The 17707-nt window shown below is 71.2% G+C and carries 19 protein-coding genes; 7 read left to right on the forward strand and 12 right to left on the reverse strand.

Annotation, left to right across the window (positions count from 1 at the left end):
• Positions 1-99: 99 nt before the first annotated feature.
• Genes HS041_RS00265 through HS041_RS00275 form a run of 3 tightly spaced genes read left to right on the forward strand, consistent with a single transcriptional unit; the run spans position 100 to position 2740 of the window.
• Positions 100-774 carry a response regulator transcription factor gene (locus tag HS041_RS00265; protein ID WP_196438514.1) on the forward strand — a complete coding sequence of 225 codons (675 nt, stop codon included), beginning with the start codon at positions 100-102 and terminating at the stop codon, positions 772-774.
• On the forward strand, positions 771-2177 hold the full coding sequence (locus HS041_RS00270) for a sensor histidine kinase (RefSeq protein WP_196438515.1): 1407 nt from the start codon (positions 771-773) through the stop codon (positions 2175-2177). The genes HS041_RS00265 and HS041_RS00270 overlap by 4 nt, the downstream gene beginning before the upstream one ends.
• Positions 2174-2740 (forward strand): hypothetical protein, encoded by a 567-nt coding sequence (locus HS041_RS00275; RefSeq protein ID WP_196438516.1) that lies wholly within the window; start codon positions 2174-2176, stop codon positions 2738-2740. The genes HS041_RS00270 and HS041_RS00275 overlap by 4 nt, the downstream gene beginning before the upstream one ends.
• 66 nt (positions 2741-2806) lie before the next feature.
• Here HS041_RS00275 and phoH2 read toward each other — a convergent pair whose 3' ends face one another.
• From phoH2 to abmR, 8 genes are all read right to left on the reverse strand, one after another.
• Positions 2807-4129 carry an RNA 5'-3' helicase PhoH2 gene (phoH2, locus tag HS041_RS00280; protein WP_196438517.1) on the reverse strand — a complete coding sequence of 441 codons (1323 nt, stop codon included), beginning with the start codon at positions 4127-4129 and terminating at the stop codon, positions 2807-2809.
• A 243-nt stretch (positions 4130-4372) separates the two neighbouring features.
• Complete coding sequence (locus tag HS041_RS00285; RefSeq protein WP_196438518.1) at positions 4373-5140, reverse strand: isoprenyl transferase; 768 nt, start codon at positions 5138-5140, stop codon at positions 4373-4375.
• 82 nt (positions 5141-5222) lie between these two features.
• Positions 5223-5690, reverse strand: a complete 468-nt coding sequence (locus HS041_RS00290) for a hypothetical protein (RefSeq protein WP_230878365.1) — start codon at positions 5688-5690, stop codon at positions 5223-5225.
• Between the two features lie 67 nt (positions 5691-5757).
• The gene (locus tag HS041_RS00295; RefSeq protein ID WP_196438520.1) at positions 5758-6165 is read right to left on the reverse strand and encodes an SCO6045 C-terminal-like domain-containing protein; all 408 of its coding nucleotides are present in this window, start codon (positions 6163-6165) and stop codon (positions 5758-5760) included.
• Positions 6166-6235: 70 nt separating this feature from the next.
• Positions 6236-7069 carry an MbnB/TglH/ChrH family RiPP precursor modification enzyme gene (locus HS041_RS00300; RefSeq protein WP_307845109.1) on the reverse strand — a complete coding sequence of 278 codons (834 nt, stop codon included), beginning with the start codon at positions 7067-7069 and terminating at the stop codon, positions 6236-6238.
• Positions 7070-7098: 29 nt separating this feature from the next.
• A complete protein-coding gene (locus HS041_RS00305; protein ID WP_196438521.1) occupies positions 7099-8067 on the reverse strand; it encodes a TIGR04222 domain-containing membrane protein in 969 nt (322 codons plus the stop codon).
• 83 nt (positions 8068-8150) lie between these two features.
• A complete protein-coding gene (locus HS041_RS00310) occupies positions 8151-9950 on the reverse strand; it encodes a phosphoenolpyruvate carboxykinase (GTP) (RefSeq protein ID WP_196438522.1) in 1800 nt (599 codons plus the stop codon).
• A 292-nt stretch (positions 9951-10242) separates the two neighbouring features.
• Positions 10243-10770 (reverse strand): ATP-binding transcription factor AbmR, encoded by a 528-nt coding sequence (abmR, locus tag HS041_RS00315; protein WP_196438523.1) that lies wholly within the window; start codon positions 10768-10770, stop codon positions 10243-10245.
• 152 nt (positions 10771-10922) lie between these two features.
• Between abmR and HS041_RS00320 the strand changes: the two genes are divergently transcribed.
• Entirely contained in the window at positions 10923-11522 is a 600-nt protein-coding gene (locus tag HS041_RS00320; RefSeq protein WP_196438524.1) for an acyl-CoA-like ligand-binding transcription factor, read from the forward strand.
• A gap of 25 nt (positions 11523-11547) precedes the next feature.
• Here the strand turns inward: HS041_RS00320 and HS041_RS00325 are convergent, their stop codons facing one another.
• The 3 genes from HS041_RS00325 to HS041_RS00335 all read right to left on the reverse strand — a co-directional run bounded on the left by HS041_RS00325 (position 11548) and on the right by HS041_RS00335 (position 14181).
• The gene (locus tag HS041_RS00325) at positions 11548-12870 is read right to left on the reverse strand and encodes a C40 family peptidase (protein ID WP_307845110.1); all 1323 of its coding nucleotides are present in this window, start codon (positions 12868-12870) and stop codon (positions 11548-11550) included.
• 258 nt (positions 12871-13128) lie between these two features.
• Positions 13129-13632: a transcription elongation factor GreA gene (gene greA / locus HS041_RS00330; protein ID WP_196438525.1), complete on the reverse strand. Its 504-nt coding sequence runs from the start codon at positions 13630-13632 to the stop codon at positions 13129-13131.
• A gap of 120 nt (positions 13633-13752) precedes the next feature.
• The gene (locus HS041_RS00335) at positions 13753-14181 is read right to left on the reverse strand and encodes a DUF4307 domain-containing protein (RefSeq protein WP_196438526.1); all 429 of its coding nucleotides are present in this window, start codon (positions 14179-14181) and stop codon (positions 13753-13755) included.
• Positions 14182-14322: 141 nt separating this feature from the next.
• Here HS041_RS00335 and mca point away from each other — a divergent pair, with 141 nt between their 5' ends.
• The gene (gene mca, locus HS041_RS00340) at positions 14323-15207 is read left to right on the forward strand and encodes a mycothiol conjugate amidase Mca (RefSeq protein WP_196438527.1); all 885 of its coding nucleotides are present in this window, start codon (positions 14323-14325) and stop codon (positions 15205-15207) included.
• A gap of 34 nt (positions 15208-15241) precedes the next feature.
• Positions 15242-15487: a hypothetical protein gene (locus tag HS041_RS00345; RefSeq protein WP_196438528.1), complete on the forward strand. Its 246-nt coding sequence runs from the start codon at positions 15242-15244 to the stop codon at positions 15485-15487.
• 24 nt (positions 15488-15511) lie between these two features.
• On the opposite strand, the gene HS041_RS00350 is transcribed toward HS041_RS00345, so the two are convergent.
• Positions 15512-16654, reverse strand: a complete 1143-nt coding sequence (locus HS041_RS00350) for a hypothetical protein (protein WP_196438529.1) — start codon at positions 16652-16654, stop codon at positions 15512-15514.
• 172 nt (positions 16655-16826) lie between these two features.
• On the opposite strand from HS041_RS00350, the gene HS041_RS00355 reads away from it, so the two are divergent.
• Positions 16827-17693 carry an alpha/beta fold hydrolase gene (locus HS041_RS00355; RefSeq protein ID WP_196438530.1) on the forward strand — a complete coding sequence of 289 codons (867 nt, stop codon included), beginning with the start codon at positions 16827-16829 and terminating at the stop codon, positions 17691-17693.
• Positions 17694-17707 lie beyond the last annotated feature (14 nt).

The raw sequence follows: 17707 nt of genomic DNA on the forward strand, positions 1-17707 counted from the left end.
CCGACCAGGGTCTCCGGGCACCGTGACGATGGCATACGCCCCATGTCACAGTTTCATGACATAGCAAGGCTTATTAAGCATTAGAAGAATAATGACCAGGTGGCCGGCATCCTCCTCGTTGAAGACGATCCCTCGGTCAGGACCGCCCTGGAGCTGGCGCTGGCCCGCCAGGGCCACTCCGTGACCTCCTACGGCACGGGCGAGGAGGCGCTCGACCACATCCGGTCCCGCCGGCCCGAGATAGCCATCCTGGACGTCATGCTGCCCGGGATCGACGGGGTCGAGGTCTGCCGCCGGATCCGCAGGATGGACCAGCTCCCGGTGATCCTCCTCACCGCCCGGGGAGACGACCTCGACGTGGTCGTGGGCCTGGAGGCCGGAGCCGACGACTACGTGGTCAAACCGGTCGAGCCGCGCGTGCTGGACGCACGCATCCGCGCGGTCCTGCGCCGGGCGGAGTCCGTCGCCTCCGACCGCATCACCTTCGGCGACCTGGTGATCGACCGGGGAGCGCTCAAGGTCTCCCTGGCCGGCAGGGAGGTCCACCTGACCCCCACCGAGCTCCGGCTCCTGCTGGAGCTGGTCCGCCACCCCGGCCAGGTCCTCAACCGCCGGTACCTGCTGCGGGCCGTCTGGGACCACGCCCACGCCGCCGACTCGCGCCTGGTGGACGCCTGCGTGCAACGGGTCCGCGCCAAGATCGAGCCGGTGCCCGCCGAGCCCGAGTTCATCCACACGGTGCGCGGCTTCGGTTACCGCTTCAGTCCACCGTGAGGCGGATCTACACCGGCCTGCGCGGACGCCTGGTCCTCACCTTCACCCTGATCGCCGTCACGGCCTCCGCGCTGGTCGCGGGGATCGGCTACGAACTCGTCAAGCGCCGGGTGATCGAGCGCGCCGAGCAGGTGGCCGTGACCGACGTGCGCGACACCCTGACGGGGTCGAGGCTGCCCATCGGCGCGCTCTGGCCGGGAGACAGCCCGCCCACCGACCTGGAGATCACCGCGCTGCAGAAGAGCCTGCGGGTGCACAACGGGGCCGTCGTGGTCCGCTACGAGGAGTACTTGTACGCCGACGGCGGGTTCGGCATGAACGACGTCCCCGCCGACCTGCGGGCGTACGCCACCGACCGCACGGTCTCCAGGCGCGAGGAGATCCGCGGAAGCATGTGGCTGGTGATCGGCACCCCGGTCTGGCGGATAGAGCCCATCCACATAGCGCGGCCGACCGGGATGAGCGTCTTCGTCTTCGTCCCGCTCGCCGAGGAGGAGCAGCTCCTGACCGGGCTGAGGCGGCCGCTGGCGACCGCCGGGGCCGTCATGCTGGCCGTCGCCCTCGCCATGGCCCTGGTCTCGGCCCAGCGGGTGCTGCTGCCGGTCCGGCGGCTCGGATCCGCCGCCCGGGCGCTCGGTGCCGGGCACCTGGACACCCGGCTGCCCGTGCACGGCCAGGACGAGCTGGCCGAGCTCACCGCGACCTTCAACGACACCGCCGCCGCCCTGGAGCGGAGCGTGTCGGAGCTGCGTTCCCTGGAGGCGATGTCCCGCCGGTTCGTGGCCGACGTCTCCCACGAGCTCCGCACCCCGCTGACCGCGATGACGGCCGTGACCGACATGCTCTCCGAGGAGGCCGACCGGCTGCCCGGGGAGCCTGCGGCGGCCGTACGGCTGGTGCTGCGCGAGATCGAACGGCTGCGCACCCTGGTGGAGCAGCTCATCGAGGCGAGCCGGTTCGACGCGGGGACGGCCAGACTGAACCTGGACACCGTGAACATCGCCGACGCGATCTTCGACTGCCTGGACACGCGCGGCTGGTCGGACCAGGTCCGGGTGAACGTCTCCCAGGGGCTGAGCTTCTCCGTCGACCCCGGGCGCTTCGACGTCATCGTCGCCAACCTGGTGGGCAACGCGCTGCGGCACGGCGAGCCGCCCGTCGTGGTGGCCGCCCGCAGCACCCCGCACGGTCTGGAGGTGAAGGTGCGCGACCACGGCCGGGGGATCCCCCCGACGGACCTGCCCCACGTGTTCAACCGCTTCTACAAGGCCGGCACGCGAGGGGACGGCAGCGGGCTCGGGCTCTCCATCGCGCGGTCGAACGCCCAGTTGCACGGCGGCACGATCTCGGTGCGCGCGCAGGAGCCCGGCACGCTCTTCACCGTCTGGCTGCCCCCGGCATGAACAGGACCGCCCGCCCGGTCGCGGCCCCCCTCGCCCTCGCCCTCGCCCTCGCCCTCGGCGGGTGCGGAATCGCGCCCAGCGGGGTGCGGGACTGGGGCCGCCCTCCTGTGATCAGCTACAGCCCCACCTGGGTGACGGTCTACCTGGTCCGCCAGGGACGGCTGGAACCCGCGCAGGTCCCGGTGGCCTCCGACTCCGCCAAGAACATCGTCGACACGCTGTTCCGGGCCGGCAGGCAGCCGCCGCGGCCGGGACTGACGAGCGAGCTGAACGGTTTCAGCCACTACGACAGCAAGACCACCCGGTACACCGACGGCGTCTCCCAGCGCGGCGAGCCCGCGGGCGAGCTGGGATACCGGCTGAACGTGGTGCTCTCCGGCCAGGGCAGGCTCTCCCGGCTGGGCCTGGCCCAGATCACCTGCACGGTCCGGCAGAACAAGCAGGAGAGCATCTGGAGCGTCGAGGTCACCCGGCTGTTCCCGGGCACCCCGGCCTCGCTGGGAGACCACAGTTGCTTCGAGTTCCGGGACCTGGCCGCCGAAGGGGTACGGCTCCCGCCGTGACAGGCGGTCCCGGTCCCGCCGGGACGGCGCCCGGGGCGTGATCCGCGCCCCGGGCGCCGTCGAGGCTCACATCGTGACGTCCTCCAGCATCTCGGTGACCAGCGCGGCGATCGGGGAGCGCTCCGAGCGGGTCAGCGTGACGTGCGCGAACAGCGGGTGGCCCTTGAGCTTCTCCACCACCGCGACCACGCCGTCGTGCCGGCCCACCCGCAGGTTGTCGCGCTGGGCGACGTCGTGGGTGAGCACCACCCGGGAGTTGGCCCCGATCCGGCTCAGCACCGTGAGCAGCACACCGCGCTCCAGCGACTGGGCCTCGTCCACGATCACGAAGGCGTCGTGCAGCGAGCGCCCGCGGATGTGGGTGAGCGGCAGCACCTCCAGCATGCCCCGGTCCATGACCTCCTCGATCACCTCGGGCGTGGTGATCGCCCCGAGGGTGTCGTAGACGGCCTGCGCCCACGGGCCCATCTTCTCGTTCTCGGAGCCGGGCAGGTAGCCGAGCTCCTGGCCGCCCACGGCGTACAGCGGGCGGAAGACGATGACCTTGCGGTGCTGGCGGCGTTCCAGGACGGCCTCCAGGCCCGCGCAGAGCGCGAGCGCGGACTTGCCGGTGCCCGCCCGGCCTCCCATCGAGACGATCCCCACCTCGGGGTCCATGAGGAGGTCCAGGGCGATGCGCTGCTCGGCGGAGCGGCCGTGCAGGCCGAACACCTCGCGGTCGCCGCGGACCAGCCGCACGGACTTGTCCGGCAGCACGCGGCCCAGCGCCGAGCCCCGGCCGGACAGCAGCCGCAGACCGGTGTGGGTCGGCAGGTCACGGGCCTCGGCCAGCTCCGCGGTGCCGTGCTCGAAGAGCGCCTCGATGTCCTCGGCGGTCACCTGGATCTCGTCCATGCCGGTCCAGCCGGACTCCACGACGAGCTCGGCCCGGTACTCCTCCGCGGCGAGGCCGACGGCGGCGGCCTTGATCCGCATCGGGAGGTCCTTGGAGACCAGCACCACGTCGAGACCTTCGGCGGCCAGGGAGCGCGCGACGGTCAGGATGCGGGTGTCGTTGTCGCCGAGCCGGAAGCCGACCGGCAGGATGGACGGATCGCTGTGGTTGAGCTCGACCCGGATGGTGCCCTCGCCGATCGGCATGGGCTCGTCCAGACGTCCGTGTGTCACCCTCAGGTCGTCGAGGTGCCGCAGCGCCTTGCGCGCGAAGTAGCCGAGCTCCGGATGGTGGCGCTTGCCCTCCAACTCGGTGATGACGACGATCGGGAGGACGACCTCGTGCTCGGCGAAGCGGCTTATGGCAGCCGGATCCGCCAGGAGGACCGAGGTGTCCAGGACGTACGTCCGCCGGCCGACGGCCGGAGACGTGGGTGAGGACGAAGGGTTTGCCACGCGTTCTCCCCCGGGCGCCCAGGGTGGCGCCCTGCCATGAGCTGGGATGCGGACCGGCCCCGGGCCCACGCTCGCGGCTCGCCGAACGGGGACCGGAGACCGGCCCTCCTCGGCGGGTCGTGAGGCAAAGGCGGGCCCTCTCCGGCGTAGACGGGCCGTGCCCGTCTACTTCTTACGGTACGTCGTGAATTCCCCCGATCCAATGGTTCATACCTGACCGAAAGGGGGTGTTCACGTTGCGTTTCAGGTTCCGTACCGACGGTGCCGCGCGGCGTACGAGCGGAGTGCCCGCAAGAAGTCGACCCTGCGGAAGTCAGGCCAGTAGGCCTCGCAGAAGTAGAACTCGGAGTGGGCGCTCTGCCAGAGCAGGAAGCCGGACAGGCGCTGCTCTCCCGAGGTCCGGATGACCAGATCGGGATCGGGCTGGCCGCGCGTGTAGAGATGCTCGGCGATGTGCTCCACATCGAGGACCTCGACCAGGTCCTCGATGCTCGCTCCCCTGCTGGCGTGCTCCAGGAGGAGAGAGCGCACCGCATCAGCGATCTCACGCCTTCCTCCATACCCAACCGCAACGTTCACAATCAAACCTGGACGGTGCGATGTTGCTTCTTTTGCATTTTTCAGGACATGTGCCGTGCGATCGGGCAGCAGGTCGAGCGCACCCATCGGCTTGATGTGCCACCCGTCGGCCACGAGCTCCTGGACCACGTCTTCGATGATCTTCATGAGGGGCTCGAGCTCGTCCTTGGACCGGTTGATGTTGTCGCTGGAGAGCAACCACACCGTGACGACCTCGACACCCGCCTCCCGGCACCAGCCCAGCAGCTCGGAGATCTTGTCGGCCCCCTTGCGGTGCCCGCGACTGACGTCCTCGATGCCCATCGCGCGAGCCCAGCGACGGTTGCCGTCGACGATCACGCCGACATGGCGGGGCACCATGTCCTGCTGACGGGACAGCTTGGTTTCCAGTCGCCGCTCGTACAACCGGTAGACGAGATCGCGCACGCCCATGTGGAGCCCCTCCCCTCAAGCGCCCGGCGCCTGCGGGCGTTGACAGGCAATTATCACCGCCCGTGGAGGCTGCCCGCCCCTTCTAACTCGTTCTGACGGAGTTGCCGGGCTTCTGCGGGCTCAGGCACTCCTCGGCCTCGGCCACGAGCGCGTCCACGAATCCGCCCAGCTCGGCCGAGGTCAGTACGGCGCGCAGCCCCACCCCACCACTCCCCCATGCCTCCAGGAACGCCCTTCTGGTCAGCCGCCACTCTCCGGACGGCCCTCGCCCGCCGGGGATCCAGACGGGGATCGTCCGCAGCCGGCAACGGAGCTCACCCCCGCCGACCAGGCCGTTCCTCGTCCGATAACGAAAAGCGAACAGTTCTTCCTCGTCCGGCAGATCGGGAAAGCGGTCGTCCGGATCGGGCCACGGCCCGCCTCCCTCCGCGCGGGCCTTCGCGACGCCCCTGGCCAGCCGGGTGAGGAACCATCCGCATCGCTCCCCCACCGTGCCGTAGGGCGCGCCGTCACGATGGAGTTCGAGGGTGACCTCGTAGGGCGAGCCCACACTGTCCCGGCACGCGACGGGAGTAACCGTTAGATACGATCCGTCTACGCAGCGTAGTCCACCCACGTCAGTGAAGGTATCCCCATACCGCTCGCCAAAACGTTCTCACCCGCGACCGGCGTCCCGGAGCCGGGGGCGGAGCGGTCTGTCCGGAGACGCGGCCCGCCGCCCTGAGCGCCTCGGCGAAGTCGTGGGCGTCGGCGCGGGAGCCCCCCGGAGGCTTGGGACGACCCCGGGCGTAGGCGGTGAACTCGGCCGCGAACTCGCCGCCCAGCGTCCGGACGAGGTCCGGACGGAGCCGGGCCACCGCCCCCCGCCGTTTGGCGATCAGGCTGGACTCCTGGATCCGCAGCCGCTCCTCGTCGAACCCCGGCGGCGCCTGCCCGCCCGCCACCAGGGCGGCCAGCAGCTCGGCCTGGGCCCTGGCCAGCTCGGCTCGGACGTCAGGGCCGGCCTCGGACACGGAGGGGGACACGGAAAGAGGCACAGAAGGGGACGCGGAAGGGGGCACAGAAGGGAGCGCGGAAGGAGACGCGGGACGGAGCTCAGACACGGGCCATCGCCCCGCGGATCCGGCCGAGCTCGGCCTCCAGGGCCTCGTCGCTGGGGTAGTCGGCGTCCCACTCCAGCAGCACGCCGGGCGGGTCCACCCGGGCGCAGAGCTCCGCCAGGACGTCGAGCACGTCGTCCGGGACACGCGCGGTGTGGGTGTCGTGCCAGACGCCGCCGTGCGAATGGCCCCCGGCGACGTGCACGTAGGCGAGCTCGGACAGCGGGAGGACGTCCAGCGCGTCCACGGCCCGAAGACCCAGGTTGACCTGGTTGGTGTAGAGGTTGGCCACGTCGACGAGGAGTTTGACCCCGGTCGCGGCGACCAGCTCGCCGAGGAACTCCGCCTCGGTCATCTCGTCCTCCGGCCAGCCGAACAGCGCCGCCACGTTCTCCAGGGCCAGGGGCACGCCGTCGAGCGCGTCCTGCGCCCGCCGTACGTTCTCCGTCACGACCGCGAGCGCCCGCCGGGTCCGCGGGACCGGGAGCAGGTGACCGGCTTCCAGGCCGCCCGCGCGCACGAAGGCCAGGTGCTCGCTGACCAGCGGCGACCCCAGCGCCTCCGCGCACGCCGCCAGGTGCGCCAGCCTGTCCGGGTCCGGCGGCTCGGCGCCGCCGACCCCCAGCCCGACCCCGTGCGGGATCACCGGCACCCCCCGGGCGCGGAGCACCCGCAGCGACTCGGGCAGCCGGTCGGGGCGGATGTTCTCCGCGACGACCTCGACGAAGTCCACACCGGGCAGCCGCTCCACGGTGAGATCGATCTCCGGCCGCCAGCCGATGCCGACCCCCAGCGACGCGGCCGCCGGCCCGGTCAGCGGATCAGTCACCACCGCCTCCGCCGCAGCAGGTTCTTCCGTCAGCCGCCACCGCAACCACCTCCGCAGCCACCGCCACCGCAACTGGAACCACCGCCGCAGCTGGAGCCTCCGCCGGAGTCACCCGAGCCGCCGGAGTCACCCGACCCCCAGCCGCCGCCGAAGTCGCCGCCGCCGGAGGAGGAGTCGCCGGAACCGCCGCCGCAGGCTCCGCCCACGGAGCCGCCCGACGAGTCGTTGCGCTGGAGCTCGTCGCTCAGGTAGGGGTCGCCGAGCTCGCCGAGGCCGTACAGGGCCACCGGCGCGCCGACGGCGAAGGCCAGGTCACCGGTCACGGGATGGGCGCCGCGGACGTGGACCCGGCGGGCGGAGTCGAGCACGTCGTGCCCTGCCTTGCTGACCACGCCGCGCATGGCCCGCTTGCGCCGCCGGTAGGACAGCAGCCCCGCCCCCGCCGTGACGAGGCCGATCAGGAACGCGATCGGGACGAGATCGACCGACAGGCCGACGACGAGCGTGCCGATCGTGAAGACCGCCGCGAGCACCGAGACGGTCAGCAGGCGGTTCAGCAGCTTCCACGCCTGGCCGAGCGCGCCGTCGGGCAGCAGCAGGCCCTGACCGAGCAGGTGGTAGCGCAGGCCGCTCATGGCCTGCCCGTCGGCCACCGTACGGCGCAGCTCGCCGACGGCGCAGGTGCCGCCGCGGGCGGCGAGCGCCTCCAGGACGGCCTGCTCGATCGGGTCGGGGGAGGGCGGCGCCCCGGCGACGAGGCTGATCTGGCCGCCCCGCGAGACCCGGATGCCACCGCCCTTGGCCAGCATGCCGAGTGCGGTGTTGACCGTGCGGAGCGGCCCGCCGGACAGGTAGGCCAGCTCATAGGGGGTGAGCCGGCCGCCGCGATGACCCGTGCCCGCCTCGCGGACCCTGCGGTGCTCGGCGCTCAGCGCCGTCGCCGTGGTGAGGGCCACCACGGCGAACGCCGCCGCTATGACGACCAGTGCGACTCCCATGTCGGCCTCCCGGAAAGACGGGGGCACGCGCCCCGCTGTCAGATAGACGTACGGAGCGGCACGGAAGTTGCACCCTCAATGTCTCAATTCAGACGCTCGACCAGGGCGTTGTACTCGTCCCAGAGCTCCTTGGGGAGGTGGTCGCCGAAGGTCTCGAAGAAGGCCGGGATCAGCGCGGCCTCCTCCTTCCAGACCTCGGTGTCCACGCTGAGCAGGGTCCGCAGATCCTCGGCGGGCATGTCGAGGCCCTCGGTGTCCAGCTCGGCGGGGAGCAGGCCGATCGGGGTCCGTACGGCCTCCGCCTCGCCGTTGAGGCGGTCCACGACCCACTTGAGCACGCGGCTGTTCTCGCCGAAGCCGGGCCAGATAAACGCGCCCTCGGCGTTCTTGCGGAACCAGTTCACGTAGTAGACGCGCGGCAGCTTCGCGCCCTCACGCCGGCCGATCTTCACCCAGTGGGCGAAGTAGTCGCCCATGTTGTAGCCGCAGAACGGGAGCATCGCGAAGGGGTCGCGGCGCAGCTCGCCGACCGTGCCCTCGGCGGCGGCGGTCTTCTCCGAGGCGATGTTGGCCCCGATGAAGACACCGTGGTTCCAGCTCAGCGCCTCGGTGACGAGCGGGACCGCGGTCGCGCGGCGGCCGCCGAAGAGGATCGCCGAGATCGGCACGCCCTTGGGGTCCTGCCACTCGGGGGCGATCGTCGGGCACTGCCCGGCGGGCACCGCGAACCGGGCGTTGGGGTGGGCGGCGGGCTCGTCGCTGTCCGGGGTCCAGTCGCGGCCCTTCCAGTCGGTCAGGTGCGCCGGGGGCTCGTCGGTCAGGCCCTCCCACCACACGTCGCCGTCGTCGGTGAGGGCCACGTTGGTGAAGATGCTGTTGCCCCAGAGCGTCTTGATCGCGTTGGCGTTGGTGGACTCGCCGGTGCCGGGCGCGACGCCGAAGAAGCCGGCCTCGGGGTTGATGGCGTACAGGCGGCCGTCCTCGCCGAAGCGCATCCAGGCGATGTCGTCGCCGATCGTCTCGACCTTCCAGCCGGGGATGGTCGGCTGGAGCATCGCCAGGTTGGTCTTGCCGCACGCCGACGGGAAGGCGGCGGCGACGTAGCGGGTCTCCCCGGTGGGCGGGGTGAGCTTGAGGATGAGCATGTGCTCGGCCAGCCAGCCCTCGTCGCGGGCCATGGTGCTGGCGATGCGCAGCGCGTAGCACTTCTTGCCGAGCAGGGCGTTGCCGCCGTAGCCGGAACCGTAGGACCAGATCTCACGGGTCTCGGGGAAGTGGCTGATGTACTTGGTGGAGCTGCACGGCCACGGCACGTCGGCCTGGCCGGGCTCCAGCGGGGCGCCGACCGAGTGCACGGCCTTGACGAAGTCGCCGCGCTCCTCGATGAGCCGCAGGGCGGCGTCGCCCATGCGGGTCATGATCCGCATGGAGACGGCCACGTACGGCGAGTCGGTGATCTCCACGCCGAGCTGGGAGATCTCACCGCCGAGCGGGCCCATGCAGAACGGGACCACGTACATCGTGCGGCCGCGCATGCAGCCGGCGAAGATCTCGCCGAAGGTCTTGCGCATCTCGGCGGGGGCGATCCAGTTGTTGGTCGGGCCCGCGTCCTCCTCCTTCTCGGAGCAGATGTAGGTGCGGTCCTCGACGCGGGCGACGTCGCTGGGATCCGAGGCGGCGTAGAAGCTGTTCTGCCGCTTGGCCAGGCGCTTGAGGGTGCCCTGCTCGACCAGCAGGTTCGTCAGTCGCGTCCACTCGGCCTCGGAGCCGTCGCACCACTCGATCCTGTCGGGCCGGGTCAGCTCGGCGATCTCCTTGACCCAGGCGACGAGTCCCTCGTGGGTGGTCGGGCTGGGGGCGGATACGTCAACGGTTGCGGTCACTGCGGCAGCTCCTCACGCTTCTCAGGGCCAAATCATCATTGACGACGGAACCGGAGTTAATCCAATTGGCGTAGACCAGTGAACGCGTCCGGAAGAACACCGTCGCGACCCCGGCCCGAGCCATGCCGACAGGCATATCGGCTGGCAGGGACCATGGCGTCCGGAAGGACCTACCCCGAGAAAGCGAAATTAAAGGGACCGTTTACGGCAGTGGTATAGGCCAGTCGAAGAGGTCTAAACCAATAGCGGCAAAGGTTCAGACCAATCATGCGATGATTTTCCCTGCCCAGCCTCAGGAACTCACGTCCGGACCGGCCGCGCGCACCCGGTCGACGTGCTGGAGCGCGTCCCGCAGGTCGGCCAGCCACGTGTCGGTGTGGTTGCCCACCAGGCGCACGCACCAGGCGAGCGCGTCGCTGCGGCTGCGGGCCACCCCGGCGGCCACGAGGGTGTCCAGAACACGGCGCTCCGTCTGCCGCAACCGCGTCATGACGGGTACCGACAGTGTGGTGAACATCACCGTCCGATCGCCCACGGTGACGCCCCAGGAGACCTTCCGCCGGAAGCGGTGCTCCGCCTCCAGGGCGATCTCGATGCGCCGCTCCCTGGTCTCCTCGCGGAAGCGCTGCATCCCGCCCTCCACGGCGGCGGCCCGCTCCGCCTCGGAGGCGTCCTCGGCGAGCGCGGGCCCCCGCAGGACCCCGATCACCGAGATCTCCTCGCGGTCGAGCACGATCTCCGGCGGTCCCTCGAACCAGCCCTCGGGCAGGCGGCCGGCGAACCAGCCCCGCAGCTGCTCCCGTGCTTCATCATTTTCCATGTAATTGAGATTACATCTCAATTCTCGGGGGAGCCAGAGCCGGTTCCCGACGCGGCCCCGCCCGCGGGCCGTGCGGTTCGGCGACCGGCGACCGGCGAGCCGCGGTGGATCACGGACGCCTACCTGGTCCCCCGAGGGACGAGAATCGACGGATGAGCTCACCTCCGCGCGCTGAAGGACTGCGTGAACGAAAGAAGGCCAGGACCCGGCGGACGATCCAGGAGCAGGCCCTGCGGTTGTTCGCCGAGCAGGGCTACGAGGCGACGACGGTCGAGCAGATCGCGGAGGCGGCGGAGGTCTCCCCCAGCACGTTCTTCCGCTACTTCCCCACCAAGGAGGACGTGGTCCTCCAGGAGGAGTACGACCCGCTCCTGACGGCCCTGCCGGCCGTCCAGCCACCGGAGCTGGAGCCGGTGGCGGCACTGCGCGCCGCGATGCGCGAGGCGTTCGCGCAGATCCCCCCGGAGGACGAGCGGCAGATTCTCGCCCGCACCAAGCTCCGGCTCGGCCATCCCCTCCTGCGCGCCCGGACCGTCGACAACCTCATCGGCACGATCGACAGGATCGCCGAGGGCGTCGCCGCCCGCCTGGGCCGGGACGCGGCGGACCCGCTCAGCCGCACGACCGCCGGTGCGGTCGTCGGCGCCATGATCCCCGTGCTGTTCTCGTGGGCCGAGAGCGACGGCGCACGCAGCATGGCCGACATGGTCGACGAGGCCCTGGCCCTCCTGGAGACGGGCCTGCGCCCCTGATCCACCCGGCCCCCCGGGACGCCGCTCAGCGCACCTGGGCGGCGATCTGGGGGCTGATCCGGACGGCCCCGGCGAAGTTCCTCGTCGTGACGGGGACGAGCTTGACCACGTCACCGGTCCTCGGGGCGTGCAGCATCTTGCCGTCGCCCCAATAGATCGCCACGTGCGAGACGTAGCCGGGATTGGTCGGGTCGTGGCGCCAGAACAGCAGGTCGCCCGGCTGGACCTGGGAGAGCGGGACCTGCGGGCCGGCGACGAACTGCTGGTGCGTCACGCGGGGCACCCGTACTCCCGCCTGGGCGTAGGCCCACTGGACGAGCCCGGAGCAGTCGAAGCTGTCCGGACCCTCAGCGCCCCATACGTACGGCCGGCCGAGCTTGCCGACCGCCGCGGCGAGCGCGATCTGCACCTGCGGGGCCGTCATGAAGGCCTCCGCCGGCCAGACGGCCCGCGGGGCGGCCTTGAGGACCGGGTTGACCGTGGCGACCTGGCTGCCCCTGGGCAGGACCCTGAGCAGCGCCCGGCGCAACCCGGCCGTGTCGGCGCCCGGAGCGCTCACCACCAGCGCGTTGTTCTCCGGGATGCCCAGGGCCCGCGCCGTCGGGCGGGAGACCACCGCGTCGATCGCGCCCATGCCCATCGTGGCGTAGGCGCCCACCTTCAGGGCGTGGCCGGGGGCGGTGACGATCTTTCCCAGCGGCATGCCCCCGTCGTTGCCGAGGACGAAGGAGACGGCGACCTCCCCGGCGGCGAGGTTGCGCCAGAGCCGGTCGGACCTGGCGGTGGGACGGGGGGTGTAGGACCGGAACGTCGAAGGGTTCACCCCCAGCGTCTGCACCCGCTTGCCGTCCAGGATCACCTCGGCCGCGTCGGCGCGCTCGATCGCGCGGACTCCGTCGATCCGGGCGACCTTCGCCACCACGGCCGGGCTCAGCGTCCGGTCCGCGACCACGAACAGGTGGGGCCTGCGCATCGCGGTCAGCGGGGCGACCGGCTCCGTTGACGCCTCCACCCGCCCTCCCGGCGATTCCCCGGCAGGCTCTCCCGTCGGTTCTCCGGCCGGGCGGACGCCCGCCGCCGGCGTCCGGTCCGCGGGCCGGCGCACGGCGACGGTCTCCGGTCCCCGCTCCGGCATCTGGGACAGGACCACCATGTCGGCCGTGAGGACCGCGACGAGGAGGGCCGCGACGGCCGGGATCACCTGCCGCGTCGTGCGGGCGGCGGCGTCGTCGTAGTGGACCGGGCGGCGGCGGGGGGGCCAGGGCCGGTGGGCGAGCCGCGGACGGTAGGCCAGATCGCGGCGGGCCTCCCGGAGCAGGCCGGAGAGGCGCGTCCGCCGTTCGAACACCTCAGCTCCCCTTCCGTCCGTCCGGCCACGGGGCGTCCCGGTGAAATCCGGCTCCACGAGCCTGCCGTACATCGCACGCGGATGCACGTGAACCCGCCCGAACGGTCTTCATCCTTGGCACGATTCGTCCCTTACACGGCGTCCGCGACCGTGGAGTGCGTGATCACAGAGTCCGTACGGAGCCCGTACAACGCAGCGATCCGCCGGGACTCGCGGTCCCGGCGGATCTGTCGTCGTGCGGCCGTACCGCCGGTTGGATCAGTTGCCGCCGGTGTACGGCACGGCCTCAAGGATCTCCACGGTGTTGGAGCGGCCGTTCGGCATCGTGTAGGTGGCCTTCTCGCCGATCTTCTTGCCGTTGATCGCCGCGCCGAGCGGGGACTTGGGCGAGTAGACGTCGATCGGGGCGCCGCTCTCCTCGCGGGAGGCCAGCAGGAACGCGACCTCCTCGTCGTCACCCTCGAAGCGGACGGTGACGGTCATGCCGGGACCGACGACGCCCTCGGTGCGCGGCGCCTCCCCCACCCTGGCGCTGTCCAGGATCTGGCGGAGATGGAAGATGCGGGCCTCCATCTTGCCCTGCTCGTCCTTGGCCGCGTGGTAGCCGCCGTTCTCCTTGAGGTCGCCCTCTTCGCGGGCGGCCTCGATCTTCTTGGCGATGTCGACACGCCCGGGCCCCGAGAGGTATTCGAACTCCGCCTTCAGGCGGTCGTACGCCTCCTGAGTGAGCCAGGTGACGCTCTCGTTGTGGGAGTCGGCCACGGGTTCTCCTTGCTTCCTCTGTGGGGCATGGTGCTGTGGGGCTTCGTGCCGGGGACGGCGGTCGGTTGAATTTCGAAAGGCTAACAAGTTAACCGCCCGAGCGCTTCCCCAAATGTCTCACTATACGAGATGGCAGTACTCGACGTCACCAGAAGTGGCCTGGGCACTGGTCTCTAGCCGTTCAGTAAGCCGGACATATCCCTCACCAGCCGGAATATCGACCTCCCGGCTCCCGACTTCCACATGCCCGACGTCCATGGCGCGCAGCCGGCAGCGGGCCACCCGGTCGGACGGCTTGATCACCTCGAAGACGATCTCGACGGAATCGGCACGCCTCGTGTCGAAGGCGACCACCTGGTCGATGACCTCGGGATTCCCCTTGGACGCCCACATGACATAGCCCCATCCGCCCGCCAGCACGGCGCACAGGATGGCGATGACGCCGTGCACCACGAAACGTCCCCTGCTCTGCGGGCGGTCGGGGAAGTCGCCGGGGGTGCCGAGGACCGGGCCTTCGAACCGGCCCTGCTCTGCCTCGCTGGTGGCCATGACGGAATCTCCCTGCACTACCTCGGCGTTATCCGAGACAATTGTCCCCCGCGGGGGCCTCGCCCCCGCCACCGCCTTAGAAACTAACCTCTCCCCGGAGTGACCGGCACCATCAGGGGAGCGAAGAGGAGACGACGAGCCGTGAGTGCACCACTGAGGCTGATGGCCGTTCACGCCCATCCCGACGACGAATCCAGCAAGGGCGCCGCCACGATGGCGCGCTACGTCGCCGAAGGTGTGGACGTGCTCGTCTGCACCCTTACCGGAGGAGAGCGCGGCTCGATCCTGAACCCCAAGATGGACCGCCCCGAGATCCTGGAGAACATCGGCGAGGTGCGCCGCCTGGAGATGGAGCGCGCGCGAGAGATCCTCGGCGTGCGGCAGCGTTTCCTCGGCTTCGTCGACTCCGGCCTGCCGGACGACGAGAGCGAGCCGCTGCCGGAGGGCTGCTTCGCGCTCCAGCCCATCGAGGTCGCCTCCGCCCCCCTGGTCGCGGCGGTGCGGGAGTTCCGGCCGCACGTCATCCTCACCTACGACGACGACGGCGGTTACCCCCACCCCGACCACATCATGACCAACCGCGTCTCGGTGGAGGCGTTCGAGGCCGCGGGCGACCCCGACCGCTACCCCGGGGCCGGCGAGCCGTGGCAGCCGCTGAAGCTCTACTACCACATGGGGTTCACCAAGGAGCGCTTCGAGGCGCTGCACGAGGCCATGACCGCCCGCGGGATCGGCTCGCCGTACGCCGACTGGATCTCCCGCTGGGAGGACCGCCCGCAGAAGTGGCCGGTGACCACCCGCGTCGCCTGCGGCGACTACTTCGAGACCCGGGACGCCGCCCTGCTGGCGCACGCCACCCAGGTCGACCCCGACGGGTTCTGGTTCGTCTGCCCCCGGGAGCTGCAGCGCGAGGTCTGGCCGACCGAGGACTACCACCTGGCGCGCTCCCTGGTCGACACCGAGCTGCCGGAGAACGACCTGTTCGCCGGCATCCACGCCGACGAGGTCTCACACGCCTGCCCCTGACGGGACCATGAGGTGACGGTGGCAAACTTGGCACGTGATTGCATTTGACACCGTCACCGAAGGTGACGTCAGTCCGGGCCTGCTGGGGTTCCTCGTCGTGGCGGCGCTGGGGTTCGCCCTCTTCCTTCTCATCAGGTCCATGAGGAAGCAGATCTCGAAGATCGAGGTCCCCTCCGAGGCCGAGGCCCGCAAGGCGGAGGCGCTCAAGACCGAAGCGCGCACGGCAGAAGCCCACAAGGCCGAGACGCGCGAGACGGACGGCGACGGCGGGGCGGACTAAAGTCCGCCCCGCGGGCGCGTCCCCTCAGGAGGGGGACCAGGCCCGCTCCAGCGCCCTGGGCAGCCCCCAGTGCCCCAGTGACGTGAGGATCTCGTTCCTGTCGACGATTCCGAGCGAGGCCCACAGGGGGGTGACCGACCCGAACAGCATCTCCGCGGCCTCCAGGTCCTCCGGATCGTCCAGGTCGACGTCGATGTCGTCGGATTCGGCGATCAGGCGGGCGATCCGCTCGGGCGAGGCCAGCACCCCGGGCCCGCGCCTGGCCAGGGCCGCGACCACGGCCAGCCAGTCCGCGTGGTGGATGGCGCACAGCGCCGCGAGCACTCCGTCCTCGTGCCCGAGTTCGCCGTCGACGTCGGCGAACTCCTCCGGGGTGTCGTCCCCGGACAGGTCGGCGACCGGCCCCGCGATGCCCGCCGTGACGGTCAGCCAGAGCTCCTCGTCGTCGTCGGGCAGCGGCCCGCCCTCGTATCCGGCGCAGGCACGCAGCACGTTGCCCGGATAACCGGGGACGGCCAGCACCTGGCGCAGCCGCGCGCTCGCCGCCCGCAGCTCCGCCACGGGCCGCACGGGTTCCGGCAGCTCCGCCAGGATGCGCCGGAGCTCGCCGAGCGCGAACGCCTCCTCCTCGTCCCAGGTCGCGAAGAGCTCCTCGTCCTGCTCGTCGCCCACCGCGACCAGGGGAACCCGCCCGTCGGGAAGCGGGCTGTTGAGCCAGTGCTCCTGCAGATCCTCGTAGGCCTCCCGGGCGGCCTCCTCCCCGCGGGCGAGCGCGTCCGGGTCGATCTCCCCGGCGGCGAGCCGTTCCTCCAGGTGGGCGACCAGCCGGCGGTACATCTCCCCGGCGGCCGGCCCTCGTTCGTCCTCCTCGGGCCAGACGAAGAAGCTCCTGGTCAGCAGGAGCGGCTCGGTCCCGGTGGCCTCCAGCCACCGCTGTACGTCGCCCACCGTGGCGTTGCCCGACTCGATCGCGCCGAGCGTCGCCTTGGCGGACTCCCAGAAGGGCGCGGAGAGCGGGTTGCCCACCGCCAGCAGGGCCCGCCGCAGGTCGGGAAGGGCCACCAGTGCCACCCCCGAAGGAACGGCGAGGAGGGCACGGGCCACATCGCGCCGGGTCAACTCGGCGGCCGGGCGGCCGGCGTGCGCACAGACGAAGTCGAGATCCACGCCCCGGGAGCCTACGCCTCTTCGGGGACGCGCGGGAGGAGGGGCGTACCCGGAGAACCGGAGAAGCGCGTCTGGAAAAGCCGGAAAAAGACGTACGGATCAGTAAACCGCAGGGGACAGCGGCCCTGAAACAGGGAACCATTCTGGTGGGCGGGTGAGGGGGAGGTCGGCCTTGACGGCACTGGTGAAGACGGCGGACGGAAGAACTCTCGCGGTCGACCAGAGCGGGGTGCCGGACGGAATCCCGATCATCCTGCTGCATGGCACGCCCGGCAGCAGGGTCGGCCCCGCCCCCCGGCCCACGATCCTCTACCGCATGGGCATCCGCCTGATCACCTACGACCGCCCGGGCTACGGCCTCTCCGACCGGTTCCCCGGCAGGAGCGTCGCCGACGTGGCGGGCGACGTGGCGGCGATAGCCGACTCCCTCGGCATCGAGCGGTTCGCGGTGATCGGCCGCTCGGGCGGCGCCCCTCATGCGCTGGCCTGCGCCGCCCTGCTGCCGGACCGCACGACCCGGCTGGCCGCGCTGGTCCCCCTGGCCCCGCGCTACGCCGAGGGGCTGGACTGGTTCGAGGGCATGTCGCGCTCCAACGTGATCGAGTACACCGCGGCGGCCCACGGGCACAACGCGCTCAGCGCGCTGCTGGACGCCGTCGCCGACGAGGTCAGGGCCGACCCGACCCGGCTCGTCCCGGCGCTCGACACCGACCTCCCCGAGCCCGACCGCCACATCGTCGCCGATTTCGGGATCCGGCGGATGCTGGCCACGACCTTCGCCGAGGCCCTCAGGGACTCGGCGGCCGGATGGGTGGACGACGCCCTGGCCTTCAACGCGCCGTGGGGCTTCGACCCGGCCCGCATCACCGTGCCGACCATGCTCTGGCACGGTGACGAGGACGTCTTCTCCCCCGTCGGCCACGCGCGCTGGCTGGGCCGGCAGATCCCCGACGCCACGGTGGTCATCCAGGAGGGTGCGGCCCACTTCGGCTCGCTGCGCGTCCTGCCCGACGTCCTGACCTGGCTCGCCGACCGGTGACCCCGGCGGCCGCG

Source organism: Planomonospora sp. ID67723, assembly GCF_015711605.1.
Classification (GTDB): Bacteria; Actinomycetota; Actinomycetes; order Streptosporangiales; family Streptosporangiaceae; genus Planomonospora_A.